This is a genomic window from Paenibacillus sp. BJ-4, assembly GCF_020404765.1.
Lineage (GTDB): Bacteria > Bacillota > Bacilli > Paenibacillales > Paenibacillaceae > Paenibacillus.
Genome location: NZ_JAIVEM010000044.1, coordinates 171919 through 190101 on the forward strand (window position 1 = coordinate 171919; position 18183 = coordinate 190101).

Below are 18183 nucleotides of genomic sequence, written 5' to 3' on the forward strand. Positions count from 1 at the left end.
CCCATAAGGGTGTTCTTCATTTTACTGTTAGTGGATGCGAGGGGGATTCGAGCCCCCTCCGAAGATAATGATACATAAACTTCTACGGGTGTAGTGACAGATTCAGAAGATTTTCCAAAGAAACATCCTTCAGTTTACGTAATCTTAATGGCTAGCCAAATCATGCTCCAAAGCTTGAAGAGAAAGGCTATTCCTCGTACTGCCTCCCTCTCCCGGTCTCATATCAAAAATACGATCGACAAATCGATTGACATCCAGCAGCATTGCCTTTCGTTCTTCCAATCCCTCCCCGTGTTGAATACTCGCTAACAGCTCACGGGGCAAATTTCGTCCCCATATTGCGCAGTATGTATGATTGGGGGGAGATTCATCTGGAGCACCCGAAAATTAGATACGTGGAAAAATAGTGAATTATCAGAAGTTCTACAGTTAATCTGCAGTGAACAGAGAAGGACATTGGCAATGTTTAAATAAGCGATTGGCTCAGCATGTAGGAGCGAAGTAACGGATAACTTTTCTGTCAATAACATTGTAGTTTAGTCCATCTCAAGGACAGTTCAGGGTAATGAGCAACCATAGTTGGCATGCGCAATAGATGCAAGTATACATCCCTTCCTGCCCAGCGTGATCAGACTTTCATCTCTATGTTATAGTCCATACCAAGGTGCATAATGAAAACCCACAATGACCAATTTTGTCAAAGTGGATCATCTTGTCATCTTCATATTCTTCTACAAACTGTATGTTTTCATTCCCAATGCGAAGGCAGTCATGTACCGGTTTTCTAAACCTGGCAGCCCATCACCGTGACTTCAACTTTTCCTCAGAGGCAAAACAGCAGCCTTTTCGTTTACTTTTATTTTCCCGTTAATGTTCTTACTTCAATAGGAAGCAGGTTCGCCTCAATTTGAGCCCGCTGCGGTTCAAACCACTCTGGGAGCATTAATTTCTGCCCCAAAGATTCCGCAGGTTCATCGTTAGCAAATCCCGGTGGATCTGTAGCAATTTCAAATAGTATGCCGCCCGCTTCTCTGAAATATATAGCATTAAAATATTGGCGGTCTATGATTGGAGTCGGCTGATAGCCATAATTCTGGACAGTGCTTCTCCAGTCTTCATGTTGCTCGAAATCTTTTGCACGCCATGCAATGTGATGTACCGTGCCTGCTCCACCAAAGCCTAAACCCATTTTGGCGATTCGAACATCCACGATGTTGCCGATTTCTCCTTCGGACTGATAACGGACATATTCGGCGTCTTCATCGATTTTTGTAAATCCGAGTATGCTTTCCATTACATCCATCGTTTTCTGAGGATTGACACTAAATAGCACGGCACCTCCAAACCCCTTAATTGCTTTATCAGCCGAAATGCCACCGTAAGACCAAGTACTGTTCGCTCCCGCTTCACGTTCGACAAGCTCAAGACGTAGGCCCTCATTATCCTCGAATTGGAGATATTGTTCAGAAAAGCGGCTCGTTTTCGTAACTTGAATATCAAAGCTTTGCAAACGATGCTGCCAAAAATCAAGTGAACCTGGCGGTACTACATATGAGGTAATGCCCACCTGGCCACCTCCGATTCGCCCTTTGGGAGTTCCTGGAGCAGGAAAAAATGTAATGATGGTTCCAGGGCCTCCTGCCTCGTTGCCAAAGTACAAGTGGTAAACCTCAGGAGCATCGAAGTTGATTGTTTTCTTCAATAACCGAAGTCCAAGGATGCCGGCATAGAAGTCGACATTTTCCTGCGGATTACCGGCAAAAGCTGTAATATGATGTATACCTGTAGTTTGAAGTGACATATGAAACCCTCCTTTAATCGTAGGAACCTTTATTTTTTGTCGTTGATGATTTTTAATGGCTTAAATATCATGTTTTATTTAAGTATTGCATCGATGGAATATGAACCTGCCCCTGTCAACGCAATACCGATTACAACGGCAATAAGAACTAGAGGATATTCATAGCCGTCAGCTGTGGCCCAGATCCCATTTTGACCATGTACTTTGAAAATCGCTCCGAGCATAGTCACCGTAATCAACAATGCAGCCAATGGAGTGAGCAGTCCTAAAGTAAATAGAGTTCCTCCCAACAATTCCATCAACCCAGCGGACACTGCCATGAATACTCCCGGCTTAATTCCAACCGATTCCATCCAACCACCGGTACCTTTTAGACCATAGCCACCAAACCAGCCAAAAAGTTTCTGAGCTCCATGTCCCACCAATAACAATCCAACCACCAAACGTACCAGTAACAATCCACTCGCCAACATAAAATCACTCTCCATATTATATTTGTTTAAAGATTATTTAATTAAAGATATTAGATAAAATTAAATTCATTGTTTAACGATTTGGGCCTGTTCTTTTTTTAGTTTTTCAGGAGTAACATCATCTCCATTCGGATCATAGATAGTAGCATTCAAAAGGATGCTTTTTACAGAACCCCGAAAGATTTGAAGGTATTCTTTGCGAAGATCGATTTGTTCCGTTTTTTCAATTTCAGTTAATCCGACTTCTTTTGCTTTTTTGGCAAGCTGATTAATTCTTTTTAAAATTGTAAGCATGTGTATACCTCCATATTCAAAATTTGCTGATCGTTTTTATCTTTAATTTATTTATCTTGATATAAAGATATAATACTTTTCTATCCGTGTCAATACTTATTCAAAAAAAGAAGATGAACCCTTTAGTTGCTTTCAAAGGTAAAAGAAAAAGCAGCCATCACAGAGGATGCTCTGCGACAACTGCTTTCTGGCTTTCAGGACCACATCACCAGCCGGAACCTTCCTGAGGTCAAGAAGTTCATCGGCAGCTATGTAGAAAAGGTGATCGTCTACAAGGAAAACGTAGAAGTCATCTTTAAGCTACAAGTTGTGGATTTGATCGATGGAGGCGAGGGGAGTCGAACCCCTGTCCGAAGATAACGACACATAAGCTTCTACGGGTGTAGTCACAGTTTTGATGTCACCCGAGTATCGCCCCGTAACCGGCTATACGTTGGGTCAGCCTGATTGTCTTCTTCAGCTCACCGCAGGCGGAGATGAGACAGCGTATCCCACTATTTGTTAGCCCCTATCCCTGTCACATGGGCGATGCAGAGTAGAAGCACGCACACAGTTTCTTAGGCTGCGAAAGCGTAGTTGTTTTGTTGTTTGCCGTTTAATAGGCTTTAGCGTTGATGAAGCGGACGCGTCCCCACTACCCGCTACCCATGCTCGAACTATCCCCGTCGAATCCATAAACGCCCCCTTATTATAAAAGGGCTCCACGGATAATTCCGGAAATACCGGAGCATAAGCATGCATAATATCGGAAGCTGAATCCTAAGATTCAACATTCAAACCAAGTTAAAATACAAAATTCATTAAAACTTACTACTTCGTTAGTATACCATATTACATGTCATAACGAAACGGAATGAAACCATTTAAGCTCGATAAAATAGCACCATTACAGGAACAAGTAGCTTATCCACGTAATTTGTACCATACACAATATTACAGCAACCCTATCTCGCAATTTTTTGCTTCTCTCGCAGAGCGCGTTGGATATCACGCTGTGCATCACGTTTAGCAGCTGCATCACGTTTATCATACTGCTTTTTACCTCTACCCAGTCCAAGCAACAACTTGGCATAACCGTTGCGCACATAAATCTTCAACGGCACGATCGTGTAGCCTTCCTGCTTGGACAGACCGATAAGCTTGCGGATCTGCTCTTTATGCAACAGCAGCTTACGCGTACGCGTCGGATCAGTCGGATTATTACGATTACCTTGTTCAAAAGGGCTGATATGCATATTGTGAATATGAATTTCGCCATTACGGATCGTAGCAAAGGCATCACTGATATTGGAGCGGCCATTCCGCAGAGACTTAATTTCCGTTCCCGTTAACACCATGCCCGCCTCGTAGGTGTCCTCAATAAAATAGTCATGGGAAGCTTTTTTGTTCTGGGCGAGCACTTTCCCGTCTGCCTTCTTACCCATGAATACCACTCCTTATAAATAACTTAATTCAAAATATAAATCCAGGCACAAGAATCCGGCTACAAAGAGCTACCTAGAAATATATTGTAACAAATTTCAGATGATAAAAGCAAGAAAGGTCAAGCCTTCTACATTTCTAACTTACACGTATCACACTAAAAGCAAACGGTTTCTATCCATTACTACAGACAGAAACCGCCTTATACCTAAGCCCCCGTCAGCTCATTTACTGGTACGAAAACTCCAGCCTTCTAACGAGTATGTTATATCAACTTACTTTTTCTTTTTCCTCACAAATCCAGCGGTGCTATTGCCACCACCGCCGCTCTTATTTTTCCGCTTGCGGCGCGTGCCGCCGTCACCGCCTGGTCTGGCATCACTCCCAGGTGTAGCTGCGCCGCCGATAAAAATGCCGCTGGCAGACGTCTTCTTCCGCCGCTTGCTTGCACCCGTTGCTGGCGAAGTGTATCCGCCCTTGCCACTGCCAAAGCCAAAGCTGCCCGCCGAACTGGATCCGCCGCCATTTCCACCACCACGGCCTGTGCGACCTGCAGTGTTGATACCTCCGTTGTCAGCCTCTTTAGGCTTCCCAGCCGTCTCACGACCGCCCTTACGCTCTCTGCCAGCCTTTTCCTTGCCGCCCTTACGGTCACGTCCTTCGCGGCCTTTACCACGCCCCTCGCCACGTGCAAAACCACTGCCTTGGCCAGATCCGCCCGTCCGCTCACGGCGTTGACGCGGCTTCATATCGACAAGTTCAAAATCAATCGTGTAATCCTCCATGTTGACGCGGGCGACACGAACCTTAACCTCATCCCCGATACGAAATACCTTGGAGGTGCGTTCACCGATTAACGCCATATGCTGCTCATCAAAATGGTAATAGTCGTCCGTAAGCGCACTCAAGCGCGTTAGACCCTCCACCGTATTGTCCAACTCGATGAACATACCAAAGCTGGTTACGCTGCTGATGATGCCCTCGAACTCCTCGCCAACCTTGTCCAGCATGTATTCAGCCTTTTTCATTTGCTCTGTGTCGCGCTCTGCATCCACAGCCACACGTTCACGCTCAGAGGATTGCTGAGCAATATCAGGCATGCGTGCAGTCAGATATTCTTGACGCTCAGCTGTCAAAGCCCCGCCATTTTCCAATACCTCACGAATAACACGGTGAATCACTAAATCAGGATAGCGGCGAATTGGCGATGTAAAATGAGAATAATACTCCGCTGCCAGTCCAAAATGTCCTGTCGATTCCGCATCATACTTCGCCTGCTTCATCGAACGCAGCATCATGGTACTAAGCACCGTCTGCTCCTTGGTGCCCTCGATATCTTCCAGCAATGTTTGCAGCGCACGCGGATGAATGGAATTCCCGCGGCCTTTGATCTGATGTCCAAAATTAGCCGCAAACGCCATGAAATTTTGCAGTTTCTCCGGGTCCGGGTCCTCATGAATCCGGTATAAGAATGGCACCTTGAGCCAGTGGAAATGCTCGGCCACGGTTTCATTGGCTGCCAGCATAAATTCCTCGATAATTTGCTCGGCTATCGTGCGATCTCTTTTAACGATATCGACAGCTTTACCCTCATCGTTCACAATGACTTTCGCTTCATCAAAATCGAAATCAACCGCACCCCGGCGCATCCGGTTAGCACGCAGCTTCAATGCCAGCTCCTTCATCGTACGGAATACCTCTACCAGATCCTTGTACCGTTCCATCAGTTCGGCATCTTCCTCTTCGAGGATCTTGCGAACGTTGGTATATGTCATTCGTTCCTTGGTTTTAATCACACTGGTGAAAATATCATGCTTTACAACCTTCATATGCTCGTTGAATTCCATTTCACAGGACAAAGTCAAGCGATCCACCTGCGGATTCAAAGAACAAATCCCGTTTGAAAGCCGGTGTGGAAGCATAGGAATGACACGGTCAACCAAATACACGCTACAACCGCGATTATAGGCTTCCTGATCCAGCTTGGAGTTCTCACGCACATAATACCCTACGTCGGCAATATGAACGCCCAGACGGTAGTTCCCGTTCGGCAGACGCTCAACATTGACCGCATCATCCAGGTCCTTAGCATCTTCGCCATCAATCGTAACAATGATCTTATCACGCAGATCGCGACGCCCCTGACGTACAATTTCTTCTTCCGTAATCGCGTCGGGAGCCTGATCCGCTTCCGCTGTCACTTCATCGGGGAATGCCTCTGGAAGCTGATGCTTGCGAATCACTGACAAAATGTCGACGCCTGGATCATCCTTGTGACCCAGAACTTCCAGCACTTCACCTTCCGCCGCCGCCCGTCCTTCCGGGTAGCTCACAATACGCACAACGACCTTTTGCCCGTTTACAGCTCCATTAAAGCTGTCCTTTGGAATAAAAATATCCCGGTTAATGCGTTTATCATCCGGCAAAACAAAACCGTATGCTTCGTGGCTCTGAAACACGCCCACCACTTGAAGCACAGCGCGCTTCACGATCCGCACGACTTCGCCTTCCAATCGGCCACCCGCAGGTCCCTTCGATGTCACTCTTACCAGTACCGTGTCTCCATTCATCGCGCTCTTTAAGTCATTAGCGTGAATGTATACATCCGGGTGCTCCCGGTCCTCTGGAATAAGAAAAGCGAAGCCCTTGGCATGAGCCTGCAAACGCCCGCGCTGCAAATCCATCCGTTCCGGAACACCATAACGGTTTGTGCGGGTCAGCAGAATTTTCCCGTCTTCTTCCAATACGTTCAAGAGCTTAAGGAATTCGCGAAAATCGTCTGCATCCTTAATGTCAAAATGCTGCTCCAGCTCCTGGTATGTCATAGGCTTGTATGCGGTCTCGCGCATAAAATCAAGTAATTGTTGCTCTGTTATCATAATTTTGTCCACCTCGGGCGACCTTTAATTTTCAGTAATAATCCGCATGTTCCTTGTCCTGTTACAAGGCTCTTTTATACTCATACCCTAGTATACACGAATTTAATCGACGGCATCCCTGCTTGCCTAAAATCCAAAAAAGCCTCCGTTTCCCGTGAAACGAAGGCTTAAGGTATATATTTATCTTATTTTGCAAAAAACGCAACCAGCACGGCAATAATCATAAAACACGCACCCAAAACGGCAGTTACGCGTTGCAAAATCAAATCCATACCGCGAGCTTTTGTCTTGCCGAACAGATGCTCAGCACCGCCAGAGATGGCACCGGACAAACCTGCACTTTTCCCCTTTTGCAGTAAAACAACCGCAATAACAGCAATCGAGAACACAACGAGCAGCACTTTCAAAAAGATTTCCATGAAAAATCCCACCTCCTGAGCTTATACATCTGTTTTGCAAAACAACACAGCCTCTTTTATGAAAACATGTCCATATCATGTTATGAATAGCCGGAAATTAACGCAAAACACTATTTTCATTCTACCACAGCTTCCAGTAGATAACAACCAGCTTTGCCGATTGGCTCGCACCAAGCCTTTGCAAGGATACATCTATGTGCTTTTCTACTTATCTTCACTATGCATACAAACAAATAACAAAAATAGACCTGCTCACAGTAGCAGCAGGTCTATTTTAATCATTGCGTCTAGCTTCGAGCGTCCAAGCTTCGTAATCTTAAACCACGAAGCTTAGAACAACTTTAGCATGTTGTCGCAATATTATTTTTTCAGGTTGTAGAAAGATTTCAGGCCGTGGTATTGAGCCAGTTCACCCAATTGGTCCTCAATGCGGAGCAATTGGTTGTACTTCGCAATACGGTCAGTACGGGAAGGAGCACCTGTTTTGATTTGGCCTGCATTTGTTGCAACAGCGATATCAGCGATTGTGCTGTCTTCGGATTCACCGGAACGGTGAGAGATTACAGCTGTGTATCCTGCACGTTTAGCCAATTCGATAGCGTCGAATGTTTCAGTCAGCGTACCGATTTGGTTTACTTTGATCAGGATGGAGTTACCGATGTTTTCTTCGATACCTTTAGCCAGACGTTCTGTGTTCGTTACGAACAGGTCGTCACCAACCAATTGGATTTTGCTACCCAGTTTCTCAGTGAGCAATTTCCAACCTTCCCAGTCATCTTCGGAGCAACCATCTTCGATTGTGATGATTGGGTATTTATCAACCCAAGAAGCAAGCAGGTCAACGAACTCAGCAGAAGTGAAGGATTTGCCTTCGCCTTCCAGCGTGTATTTTCCATCTTTGTAGAACTCAGTGGAAGCAACGTCCATACCGAGGAATACGTCAACGCCTGGTTTGTAACCAGCTTTTTCGATGGCTTCGATAATAGTGGACAGAGCTTCTTCGTTGGATTTGAAGTTAGGAGCAAAACCGCCTTCATCGCCAACAGCTGTGTTCAAACCTTTAGAGTTCAGTACAGATTTCAGGTTGTGGAAGATTTCCGCACCAATACGCAGAGCTTCTTTGAAAGTAGGAGCGCCTACAGGCAGAACCATGAACTCTTGAACGTCAACGTTGTTGTCAGCATGAGCGCCACCGTTAACGATGTTCATCATTGGTACTGGCAATTGCTTAGCGTTGAATCCGCCCAGGTAAGTGTACAGTGGCAAGCCCAGAGCTTCAGCAGCAGCGCGAGCTACAGCCATGGATACAGCCAGAATGGCATTTGCACCCAGTTTACCTTTGTTTGGCGTACCATCCAATTTGATCATCAATGTGTCGATTTCTACTTGGTTTATAGCGTCCATACCGATTACTTCAGGAGCGATGATTTCGTTCACGTTTTTAACGGCTTGAAGAACACCTTTGCCCAGGTAACGGGATTTGTCGTTATCGCGAAGCTCTACAGCTTCGTGAGCACCAGTAGAGGCACCGGAAGGAACGATGGCACTACCGATAGCACCGGATTCCAGATATACTTCAACTTCAACCGTAGGGTTACCACGGGAGTCGAGGACTTCGCGAGCGTACACGTCAGAAATAATAGTCATTTGTACTTAATCTCCTTTGTGAATCATAATTTATTGGTCAAGCCTATACTTATTAAATCAAGCTTACTTGCGGGATGCAATCATAGATTTTCCTGTCATTTCCGCAGGTTGCGGAAGTTGCATTAAATCCAGAAGCGTTGGAGCTACGTCAGCCAGAATTCCATGCTCACGCAAAACGATATTTTCGTCAGTCAAAATGAACGGAACCGGATTCGTTGTATGAGCTGTGAACGGACGTCCCTGCTCATCAATTTCCATATCCGCGTTACCATGGTCGGCAATGATAACAACCACGCCGCCTTTGGCTTTAACTGCATCGACAACACGTCCAACACATTCATCCGTCGTTTCTACCGCCTTAATGGTCGGCTCCAGCATGCCGGAGTGTCCTACCATGTCCGGATTGGCAAAGTTCAGGATGATTGCGTCATGCTTGTCAGCTTCGATTTCCTTCACTGCAGCATCCGCAACCTCGTACGCACTCATTTCAGGCTTCAGGTCATACGTAGCCACTTTAGGCGAGTTGATCAAAACACGAGTTTCGCCAGGCAGCTCGACATCGCGTCCGCCACTGAAAAAGAAAGTAACGTGCGGATACTTTTCTGTCTCAGCAATACGCAATTGCTTTTTGTTGTTTTGTACCAGCACTTCGCCAAACGTATTATCCAGGTTCTTCGGTTCATAGGCTACAAAGCCTCCAACCGTTTCACTGAACAAGGTCAAGCAAACAAAGTGCAGATCCTTAGGCCATTTCGGCCCACGGTCAAAACCACGGAAATCCTCATTGGTAAATACTTGAGACAATTGGATCGCACGGTCAGGACGGAAATTCAGGAAAACAACAGAGTCATTGCTCTCAACCAGCCCTACAGGACTTCCGTCGGCCTTCACAATAACAGTTGGCTCCACAAATTCATCGAACACTGATTTTTCATACGATTCCTTTAATGCTTCCAGTGGGTCAGTATATTGAGGACCTTCTCCGTATACGATTGCACGGTAGGACTTCTCTACACGTTCCCAACGTTTGTCGCGGTCCATTGCATAATAGCGTCCTTGTACAGTCGCAATTTGGCCAATGCCCACTTCCTGAATTTTAGCGATCAGCTGTTGCATGAAGCCTACGCCGCTGTCAGGCATAACGTCGCGTCCATCCATGAAAGCATGAATGTACACTTCTGTTAATCCTTCTTTTTTTGCCAGGTCCAGCATAGCGAACAGATGGCTGATATGGCTATGCACGCCGCCGTCGGACAGAAGTCCGTACAGGTGAAGCTTGGTGTTGTTCTTCTTGGCGTGCTGAACTGCTTTAACCAATGTTTCGTTATCGTAGAATTCACCCTCGCGAATGGACTTCGAAATACGAGTCAAATCTTGATACACAATGCGGCCTGCGCCGATGTTCAAGTGACCTACTTCGGAGTTGCCCATTTGGCCTTCTGGCAGACCCACCGCTTCACCAGAAGCGGTCAACGTAGCATGAGGATACTGTTTTAAATACCGGTCGTAATTCGGCTTGTTGGCCTGTGCAACCGCGTTGCCTTCCACTTTGTCGCGCAGTCCGAATCCGTCCATAATAATTAAAGCTACCGGTTTTGGTGCTGTCATCTTACTTCGCCCCCTCAACAAGCGCGATGTACGACGCCGGTTGAAGACTGGCACCGCCAACAAGCGCGCCGTCGATATCGCTTTGACCCAGGTACTCAGTAACATTTTCAGGTTTTACACTGCCACCGTACTGAATACGTACAGCATTTGCTGTATTTTCATCATACAGTTCTTTAATCAGACTGCGGATGTAGGAGATCACTTCATTCGCATCCTGCGAAGTGGAGGATTTTCCTGTTCCGATTGCCCAGATTGGCTCATAGGCAACAACCACTTGTGCAGCCTGATCCTTAGCCAAGCCAGCGAAAGCTGCTACAGTTTGCACTTTTACAACCTCTTTGGTTTGACCTGCTTCACGGTCTTCCAGCTTTTCGCCTACACATACGATCGGAGTCAGGCCGTGACGGAATGCCGCATGAACCTTTTTGTTTACCGTTTCGTCTGTTTCGTTGAAATATTCACGACGCTCGGAGTGTCCGATCACAACGTAGTCTACGCCCAAATCTTTCAGCATGCCGCCGCTGATTTCACCTGTAAATGCGCCATCTTCTGCAAAGTGCAGGTTTTGTGCGCCGATTTTAATAGATGTGCCTTTTACTGCTTCAACCAGAGCAGGAAGATTAGTAAATGGAGCACAAATTACGCTTTCCACTCCTGCAACCTCTGCCTTACCTTTGATCTCTTCGATGAAAGTTTTAGCTTCTGGCACGGTTTTAAACATCTTCCAGTTACCCGCGATAATCGGTGTTCTCAATGGTTTCAACTCCTAACTATTAGGTGCCCTAAAGCTTTATTACGCACTAAGCGTTTGATTACTTATCGTTAAGTGCAACAACACCCGGAAGTGCTTTGCCTTCCATAAATTCCAAAGATGCGCCGCCACCAGTGGAAATGTGATCCATTTTGTCAGCCAGTTGGAATTTCTCAGCCGCAGCCGCAGAATCGCCGCCACCAATGATGGTGTATGCTTCTGTTGTTGCGCAAGCTTCCGCTACTTCACGAGTACCGCCAGCGAAAGGTTCGATTTCAAATACACCCATTGGTCCATTCCAAACAACCAATTTGGAGTTTTTGATAACATCTGCATAGATTTTACGAGTTTTCGGTCCGATATCCACGCCTTCCCAATCTGCAGGAATACCGTCGATGTCCACAATGTTAGTGTTCGCTGTAGCGCTGAAATCGTCAGAAATAACGATATCTACCGGAAGATAGAATTTTTTGCCGAGCTTCTTCGCTTTTTCGATAAATCCAAGAGCTACGTCCAGTTTGGATTCATCCAACAGAGATTGACCCACTTCATGACCTTGAGCTTTAAAAAATGTATAAGCCAAGCCGCCGCCAATAATTACGTTATCTGCAATGTTCAGCAGGTTGTCGATCACGTCGATTTTGTCTTTTACTTTGGATCCGCCGATAATGGCTGTAAAAGGACGGTCTGGGTTTGAAAGAGCTTTACCAATTACAGATAATTCTTTCTCCATCAGTAAGCCGGAAACAGCCGGAAGAAGATGCGCGATACCTTCTGTGGAAGCATGAGCACGGTGCGCTGCACCAAATGCGTCATTCACGAAAATGTCAGCCAGCTCAGCAAATTGCTTTGCCAGTTCAGGATCATTTTTCTCTTCTCCTGGATAGAAGCGTACATTTTCAAGCAACAGCACGTCACCGTTTTGCAGTTCAGCCACTTTTGCTTTAACAGCCTCACCAACTGCTTCGTCCACTTTAACAACAGGCTTTTTGAGCAGTTCAGACAAACGCACGCCAGCAGGAGTCAGACGCATGGATTCAACGACTTGACCTTTTGGACGTCCAAAGTGACTCGCCAAGATAACTTTTGCACCTTTTTCAATCAGGTAGTTAATTGTTGGCAAGGTTTCACGAATACGCTTGTCATCCGTAATTTTACCATCCTCAACCGGAACGTTAAAATCTACACGAACAAACACCCGTTTTCCATTCAGTTCTATATCACGTACGCTCTTTTTGTTCATCTCCATATTCCTCCGCACCCTTTTAATTTTACGAAACAGGAATTTAAGGCACATTTTGATATATAAAGAGCGGAAACAATAACTGCTGTTTCCGCTCTATGATGTTGCTCGATAAGGAATTCTTATTTAGCCAATTTAGCGAAGTATTCCAACGTACGGATCAATTGTGCAGTGTAGGACATTTCATTGTCATACCAAGCTACAGTTTTAACCAGTTGTTTGTCGCCAACAGTCAGGACTTTAGTTTGAGTTGCATCAAACAAAGAACCGAAAGTCAGACCTTTGATGTCAGAAGAAACGATTTGATCTTCAGTGTATCCGTAAGTTTCAGGATCGGAAGCTTCTTTCATCGCTGCGTTGATTTCTTCAGCAGTTACGGTTTTCTCCAGAACTGTTACCAGCTCAGTCAGGGAACCTGTTGGTACTGGAACACGTTGAGCCGCGCCATCCAGTTTACCTTTCAACTCAGGGATAACCAGACCGATTGCTTTAGCAGCACCAGTTGTGTTAGGGATGATGTTTTCAGCTGCTGCGCGAGCACGACGGAAGTCACCTTTAGCATGTGGAGCATCCAAAGTGTTTTGGTCGCCAGTGTAAGCGTGAATTGTAGTCATCAAGCCTTCAACGATACCAAATTTGTCTTGCAGCGTTTTAGCCATAGGAGCCAGGCAGTTTGTTGTGCAAGAAGCACCGGAAATTACAGTTTCAGTTCCGTCCAGAATTTCATGGTTAACGTTGTAAACGACAGTTTTCATGTCGCCAGTAGCTGGAGCGGAGATAACAACTTTTTTAGCGCCGCCTTTCAAATGTTTCTCAGCAGCTTCTTTAGTTGTGAAGAAACCTGTGCATTCCAGAACGATGTCTACACCCAGGTCTCCCCAAGGCAGTTCTTCAGGGTTGCGGTTAGCCAAAACTTTAACTTCTTTACCGTTTACTTTGAAGAAGCCGTCATGTACTTCTACTTGTCCTTGGAAAGTACCTTGTGTTGTATCATATTTCAACAGATGTGCCAGCATTTTGGAATCTGTCAAGTCGTTGATTGCTACTACTTCAATACCTTCCACGTCTTGAATACGGCGGAAAGCAAGGCGTCCAATACGTCCGAAACCGTTAATACCAACTTTAACTGTCATGAGTGAGTTCCTCCCAAAGTTCGTTTAGTTTAGTTTATATATTCAAGACAGACCCGAAAGCCCGTCAAGACAACACAATTAATCAAGCCATATTAACCTTTTAAATAACGGCTTACAATCTCGACAGCAGCGCCTTCGTCGGTGACAAGAATGTCTTCTTGCCCGAAGCGCAATACTGCATGAATAGCAGCCGCCTTGCTCTTGCCTCCAGCTACACCTAGCACCGTCTCCGTACGCCTAATGTCCTCCAAGCGGAGTCCAAGCGTCAGCATTCTGTGAACAACGACGCCGTCTTCGTTAAAATAATAACCAAACGATTCGGCAACCGCGCCTTCACTGCTGATCTGGGCAAAGGTTTCGGGGTCAAGCTTGCGTCTGTGGGCCATCGCTATGGCGTTGCCTATCCCGTGAATGATGATACGGCTCTCTCGAATCAGGCTTAATATATCCTGAATATTCGTATCCTCAAGCAAGGAGTTGTAAGCATGATTGCTGAGCAAATCCGGTACATGGAGCAGACGGTATTGAGCGCCGACCTTGCGAGCCATCGTGGAAGCAATAGTGTTAGCCTGCATTTCCATGCTCTCTCCCAAACCCCCGCGTGCCGGTACAAACCATCCGCCCTTAAGCGGGCCGTTAGCAGGTAATGTCAGTTGTTCCGCCACATCTGCAATTGTCGTGCCACCTGTTACAGCGACAACATCCTCGTCATCCATAACACTCAGCAGCGCCTTTGCACCAGCACGGCCCAGCTCCTGCTTCGCTAACGGTGAAGCATCCGAATCCCCTGGAACGACAACCACTTTCCTCAAACCATAGGCTTGACGAATCTGATCCTCCAATTGGGACAGGCCGAACAAGTCGTTCGCAATCGGCTCCAGCTGTTCCAGCAGATCCAGTCCTGCTTTGCTCACCTTCATGCCCACACTCTCAATCTCAATTAGCCCTTGGGCTTTAAGAAGATCGGTTTCGGCGCGCAGCACGCGCTCGGTCATATCCAGTGAAGCTGCCAGTGTTCTGCGTCCAATAACATCGGACAGCATGATCTGATGCAGGATCGTGTACCTTTTTTTCAAAACATCCATGAGGTCGGGCAGAAGCTGCTTCTGTATTTCTAATATCTTTCGCATGCTTTCCACTCCCGCACACTTCTAAGTTCTGTCTCTAAACTATATCTCTGATTGGTCTTAAAACGTCCCGGGATAACTTTTTAAGTCCCACGTATATCTTAACCAATATTTGCTCCACATGCAAGTCTATCTGATCCTATATTTCTCAACTTTTTATGTGAATATGCGCACATAATAAAAGCTTGCAATTCAATGCCGTATATCATATAATCATCTTTGTTTCCAATTAGCTGTGCGCCCGTGGTCCAACGGATATGACGTAGGCCTCCGGAGCCTGAGATCGAGGTTCGATTCCTCGCGGGCGCGTCATTTTAAATGAATGCTTTAATGCTTCTATATTATGTTTTAACCAATAAGAGCGCAGAGGGCTCTTTTTTTTGACCATTAGTTTGACTTTCTTTGACTTTTTGTTTGAAATTGTTTATCATGTGGTTAATACGGTAACAGTTTATAAAGTAGGGGCATGTAATTGGCATGTCCACCAAATCCATTAACGATATTAAAGGGAGGTTTTTTGACGTGAGCTATGTTCCTATGGTAGTAGAACAAAGTAACCGCGGCGAACGCGCCTATGACATTTATTCCAGACTGTTGAAGGATCGCATTATTTTGTTGGGCTCGGACGTCAATGACGTTGTAGCCAACTCTATTATTGCGCAAATGCTGTTTTTGGCTGCCGAAGATCCTGAAAAAGATATTCACTTGTATATTAACAGTCCTGGCGGTTCCATTACAGCCGGTATGGCCATTTTCGATACGATGCAATACATTAAACCTGACGTGTCTACGATTTGTGTGGGTATGGCTGCTTCCATGGGGGCGTTCTTGCTGAACGCAGGTGCCAAAGGCAAACGTTTTGCTTTGCCGAACAGTGAAATTATGATTCACCAACCATTGGGTGGTGCACAAGGTCAGGCAACGGATATCGAAATCCGCGCCCGCCGCATTCTGAAAATGCGTGACAAATTGAACCGCATTCTCGCAGATCGCACAGGCCAACCACTGGAACGCATTGAAAAAGACACAGACCGTGACTATTTCATGTCCGCTGATGATGCCAAGGAATACGGTATTATTGATAAAGTATTAACCAGCTCTTCTCCAGAAGGTGTATAAGAGAAGAAATGTACTTCTGAATAGCTGGTAAATGAAAAAGCTGCCCCGGATGTTCGTATCCGGTAGGCAGCTTTTTTGGTACTATTCATTTTGTCCTGCAAAAGGCTTTCCGCCCTGAGGCAGCAGTTGAGCAAACGAGTAGGTGAACTCCGGAATTCCATACGCGTATGGCGCATAATCATACAAATCAAACACGACTGTTACCCCACTGTTGGTCACATAAAAATTTTGATCCGCCGCCAGCTCTTTAAATTTGCCAAAACCTTCGCCAGCCTGAAGCGCATCATTTTTTTTCTTTAGGTCGTTATTGAGAAACTGTTTGTATTGGGGGTTCGCTTTCAGCACGTCGGATAATTGCAGCAGTTTGCCATCAGCGAGCGAGAACGTGCATCCTTTACGTGCCGTCATGCCATGTGCGCCGCCTGTATATGAGTAATCCTGCATAATTACACTCAGAATACCGTCCTTGTTGTAGGCAATCGCAAAATCATTCCCAAACTCATACGGTCTTTCTGTTGTAGCCTCTCCCTCAGCCATCATCTTTTTGCCTGCTGCCAATACTCCCTCTGCATGCTTTTTAAGCACACTGTTAATGGCCTGTTGAGCTTCAGGTCCCAGCTGGCTACCGCTGATTTGCGGGTACTTAATCTTATAGGACACCTTCGCATTACTCGAAGCCGGAAGAGACTGGGACGCAATTGTGATCGGATTAAGCTGGCTTTTACTCAACGTTACTGTTTTCTGAGCAGCATTCCACTGAGCATCGATACCCAGATAATCTTTCAGCAGACTCATAGGAATGTATAACTTCCCGGCGATCTGTTTGGCATCCATGCTCCGTGTGCTTATTCCATTGATATTGACATAGGGATCGTCAAAGGAAGAGGGCATGATGTAAAGCTTGTTATACCCGCTACCTACGGTATATGTTGCTGTTTTGCTATCAAAGCTCATCGGAATTCCCAAGCTGTCACGCAGTGCTGCTACTGGAATGAGTGTGCTTCCGTTTACCTGGACTCCTTTGGTTGCCAATGTTTTACCATTCCATTGGATGGAGATTCCCGGTTGCTGTGATGTAGCTTGCTGTTTGGTCGATGCTGCCTCAATATAGGAAACGGGAATAACTGCGACTCCTGCTAGAATTCCCACTGCCAGGAGAGCGGAGCTCCATTTTTTCGTATGCTTGTTCATCGTAAGTATTCCTCCTGTGGTGGATCTGTATGTGTTTTGATTACTTTTCTTATTATATCTGTACCCGATTACATGAGGTTTACAATCTGTACACCCTCCGATTTCAATCTCTACACCTAACACCCCTTAGCTATGACAGACTCATTACAAAATGGTTTCGATATACAAAAAAAGCCAGCAAGCCAACCTGCACATGATGCAAGCCGCTTGTGGCTTTGTTTAACGTTCTGTATTAGTTCATTTCGTATTGGGCCGATACCTGAACCTTTATCGTCACTTGACCGGACTGAATATCTGTTCCATTACCATCCATAAGCGCCTTACTCATAGCAGTCTCACGTTGTGTGAATACCTGGGCTTCTCCACCGTCTACCGTCACATTCACAAGAGTCCCTAGTCCGCGTTTGGCTGCCTTAGCAACGGCACTGGCTTTAGATTGAGCGTTACCGAGCGCCTTGGCAATCGCTTCTTCTTCGTAGGTGGAAGGGTCTTCTACTGAAAACCGTACATTATCCACGTTATTCGCCCCGGAATTTGTAGCCTCATCCAGCAGCTGACCGATTTTATCCAGATCACGGTATTTCACGGAAAGTGTATGGTTGGCAATGTAGCCTTTGAGCTTCTGCCCTTCTTTTTCGTTGTAGATATAGTTAGGTTGCACGTAGAACTGGCTAGTCTGAATGTCGTCTGCGCTAATGCTCCATTTCTCTTTCAGCAATTGTGTAACCTTATTTATTTTCGTGGCATTGGCTTTTTGCGCAGCGGCCGCTGTGTTTCCTTCCGATTGCACACCGATCGAGAGGTATGCAATATCGGGCTTAGCCAGTATTTCGCCGCTTCCGCTCACATTTATTACACTATTCACCGTCGCAGCTGTTGATGCGGCATAAGCACGATCTGCTCCTGTCCACAATCCTCCAGCTACTCCCCCTGCCAATAATGCTCCTGTGAGAACTGCTGTGCTTACCATTTTTGTCCAATGTCTCATCGTATCCAACCTCTTTCTTGAAAATGTTTGTACCTTCCAGACGGAAAAGACGAAAAAAGGTTGCAGACAAGCGTTCACATTTCCGAAA

18 protein-coding genes, 1 tRNA gene and 1 other RNA gene are annotated in these 18183 nt (G+C 45.9%); 4 read left to right on the forward strand and 16 right to left on the reverse strand.

Annotated elements, in window-relative coordinates; translation table 11 throughout:
• Positions 1–144: 144 nt before the first annotated feature.
• Entirely contained in the window at positions 145–282 is a 138-nt protein-coding gene (locus tag LCF57_RS09120) for a hypothetical protein (protein ID WP_226000446.1), read from the reverse strand.
• On the opposite strand from LCF57_RS09120, the gene LCF57_RS09125 reads away from it, so the two are divergent.
• The gene (locus LCF57_RS09125) at positions 264–407 is read left to right on the forward strand and encodes a winged helix-turn-helix transcriptional regulator (RefSeq protein WP_226000410.1); all 144 of its coding nucleotides are present in this window, start codon (positions 264–266) and stop codon (positions 405–407) included. The genes LCF57_RS09120 and LCF57_RS09125 overlap by 19 nt on opposite strands.
• A 449-nt stretch (positions 408–856) precedes the next feature.
• Here LCF57_RS09125 and LCF57_RS09130 read toward each other — a convergent pair whose 3' ends face one another.
• From LCF57_RS09130 to LCF57_RS09140, 3 genes are all read right to left on the reverse strand, one after another.
• Positions 857–1801, reverse strand: coding sequence for a ring-cleaving dioxygenase (locus LCF57_RS09130; protein WP_226000411.1), 945 nt, complete (start codon positions 1799–1801; stop codon positions 857–859).
• 74 nt (positions 1802–1875) lie between these two features.
• Entirely contained in the window at positions 1876–2274 is a 399-nt protein-coding gene (locus LCF57_RS09135) for a DoxX family protein (RefSeq protein ID WP_025721377.1), read from the reverse strand.
• A 66-nt stretch (positions 2275–2340) separates the two neighbouring features.
• Positions 2341–2568 (reverse strand): DUF896 domain-containing protein, encoded by a 228-nt coding sequence (locus LCF57_RS09140; protein WP_025721379.1) that lies wholly within the window; start codon positions 2566–2568, stop codon positions 2341–2343.
• A 126-nt stretch (positions 2569–2694) separates the two neighbouring features.
• Here LCF57_RS09140 and LCF57_RS09145 point away from each other — a divergent pair, with 126 nt between their 5' ends.
• A complete protein-coding gene (locus tag LCF57_RS09145) occupies positions 2695–2928 on the forward strand; it encodes a hypothetical protein (protein ID WP_226000412.1) in 234 nt (77 codons plus the stop codon).
• Here the strand turns inward: LCF57_RS09145 and ssrA are convergent.
• The 10 genes from ssrA to LCF57_RS09195 form a co-directional block, all read right to left on the reverse strand.
• Positions 2889–3253, reverse strand: a transfer-messenger RNA (tmRNA) gene (ssrA, locus tag LCF57_RS09150). The two genes, LCF57_RS09145 and ssrA, sit on opposite strands and share 40 nt — an antisense overlap.
• Positions 3254–3512: 259 nt before the next feature.
• Positions 3513–3992: an SsrA-binding protein SmpB gene (gene smpB / locus LCF57_RS09155; RefSeq protein WP_013308270.1), complete on the reverse strand. Its 480-nt coding sequence runs from the start codon at positions 3990–3992 to the stop codon at positions 3513–3515.
• Positions 3993–4265: 273 nt separating this feature from the next.
• Positions 4266–6869: a ribonuclease R gene (gene rnr, locus LCF57_RS09160; RefSeq protein ID WP_226000413.1), complete on the reverse strand. Its 2604-nt coding sequence runs from the start codon at positions 6867–6869 to the stop codon at positions 4266–4268.
• Between the two features lie 185 nt (positions 6870–7054).
• The gene (gene secG, locus LCF57_RS09165) at positions 7055–7288 is read right to left on the reverse strand and encodes a preprotein translocase subunit SecG (RefSeq protein WP_025717843.1); all 234 of its coding nucleotides are present in this window, start codon (positions 7286–7288) and stop codon (positions 7055–7057) included.
• A 360-nt stretch (positions 7289–7648) separates the two neighbouring features.
• A complete protein-coding gene (gene eno, locus LCF57_RS09170) occupies positions 7649–8935 on the reverse strand; it encodes a phosphopyruvate hydratase (RefSeq protein WP_226000414.1) in 1287 nt (428 codons plus the stop codon).
• 63 nt (positions 8936–8998) lie between these two features.
• Entirely contained in the window at positions 8999–10543 is a 1545-nt protein-coding gene (gene gpmI / locus LCF57_RS09175) for a 2,3-bisphosphoglycerate-independent phosphoglycerate mutase (protein WP_226000415.1), read from the reverse strand.
• Between the two features lies 1 nt (position 10544).
• Positions 10545–11297, reverse strand: a complete 753-nt coding sequence (gene tpiA / locus LCF57_RS09180; RefSeq protein WP_013308264.1) for a triose-phosphate isomerase — start codon at positions 11295–11297, stop codon at positions 10545–10547.
• A gap of 58 nt (positions 11298–11355) precedes the next feature.
• Positions 11356–12537, reverse strand: coding sequence for a phosphoglycerate kinase (locus LCF57_RS09185; RefSeq protein ID WP_226000416.1), 1182 nt, complete (start codon positions 12535–12537; stop codon positions 11356–11358).
• 122 nt (positions 12538–12659) lie between these two features.
• Complete coding sequence (gap, locus tag LCF57_RS09190) at positions 12660–13670, reverse strand: type I glyceraldehyde-3-phosphate dehydrogenase (protein ID WP_025717839.1); 1011 nt, start codon at positions 13668–13670, stop codon at positions 12660–12662.
• A 92-nt stretch (positions 13671–13762) separates the two neighbouring features.
• Positions 13763–14800 (reverse strand): sugar-binding transcriptional regulator, encoded by a 1038-nt coding sequence (locus LCF57_RS09195; protein WP_226000417.1) that lies wholly within the window; start codon positions 14798–14800, stop codon positions 13763–13765.
• Positions 14801–15034: 234 nt separating this feature from the next.
• Here LCF57_RS09195 and LCF57_RS09200 point away from each other — a divergent pair.
• Positions 15035–15106, forward strand: a tRNA-Arg gene (locus LCF57_RS09200).
• A 213-nt stretch (positions 15107–15319) separates the two neighbouring features.
• Positions 15320–15916, forward strand: coding sequence for an ATP-dependent Clp endopeptidase proteolytic subunit ClpP (clpP, locus tag LCF57_RS09205; protein ID WP_013368815.1), 597 nt, complete (start codon positions 15320–15322; stop codon positions 15914–15916).
• An 81-nt stretch (positions 15917–15997) separates the two neighbouring features.
• Here the strand turns inward: clpP and LCF57_RS09210 are convergent, their stop codons facing one another.
• Together LCF57_RS09210 and LCF57_RS09215 are read right to left on the reverse strand one after the other, a co-directional pair.
• Entirely contained in the window at positions 15998–17107 is a 1110-nt protein-coding gene (locus tag LCF57_RS09210) for a PdaC/SigV domain-containing protein (protein ID WP_226000418.1), read from the reverse strand.
• Between the two features lie 232 nt (positions 17108–17339).
• Entirely contained in the window at positions 17340–18095 is a 756-nt protein-coding gene (locus LCF57_RS09215; RefSeq protein ID WP_226000419.1) for an SIMPL domain-containing protein, read from the reverse strand.
• Positions 18096–18183: the final 88 nt, after the last annotated feature.

Excerpts from the sequence above, each read along its gene's own strand:
- LCF57_RS09130 (WP_226000411.1), bottom strand. The coding sequence starts at position 1,801 with ATGTCACTTCAAACTACAGGTATACATCATATTACAGCTTTTGCCGGT.
- LCF57_RS09135 (WP_025721377.1), bottom strand. The coding sequence starts at position 2,274 with ATGTTGGCGAGTGGATTGTTACTGGTACGTTTGGTGGTTGGATTGTTA.
- LCF57_RS09140 (WP_025721379.1), bottom strand. The coding sequence starts at position 2,568 with ATGCTTACAATTTTAAAAAGAATTAATCAGCTTGCCAAAAAAGCAAAA.
- smpB (WP_013308270.1), bottom strand. The coding sequence starts at position 3,992 with ATGGGTAAGAAGGCAGACGGGAAAGTGCTCGCCCAGAACAAAAAAGCT.
- rnr (WP_226000413.1), bottom strand. The coding sequence starts at position 6,869 with ATGATAACAGAGCAACAATTACTTGATTTTATGCGCGAGACCGCATAC.
- secG (WP_025717843.1), bottom strand. The coding sequence starts at position 7,288 with ATGGAAATCTTTTTGAAAGTGCTGCTCGTTGTGTTCTCGATTGCTGTT.
- eno (WP_226000414.1), bottom strand. The coding sequence starts at position 8,935 with ATGACTATTATTTCTGACGTGTACGCTCGCGAAGTCCTCGACTCCCGT.
- gpmI (WP_226000415.1), bottom strand. The coding sequence starts at position 10,543 with ATGACAGCACCAAAACCGGTAGCTTTAATTATTATGGACGGATTCGGA.
- LCF57_RS09185 (WP_226000416.1), bottom strand. The coding sequence starts at position 12,537 with ATGAACAAAAAGAGCGTACGTGATATAGAACTGAATGGAAAACGGGTG.
- gap (WP_025717839.1), bottom strand. The coding sequence starts at position 13,670 with ATGACAGTTAAAGTTGGTATTAACGGTTTCGGACGTATTGGACGCCTT.
- LCF57_RS09195 (WP_226000417.1), bottom strand. The coding sequence starts at position 14,800 with ATGCGAAAGATATTAGAAATACAGAAGCAGCTTCTGCCCGACCTCATG.
- LCF57_RS09210 (WP_226000418.1), bottom strand. The coding sequence starts at position 17,107 with ATGAACAAGCATACGAAAAAATGGAGCTCCGCTCTCCTGGCAGTGGGA.
- LCF57_RS09215 (WP_226000419.1), bottom strand. The coding sequence starts at position 18,095 with ATGAGACATTGGACAAAAATGGTAAGCACAGCAGTTCTCACAGGAGCA.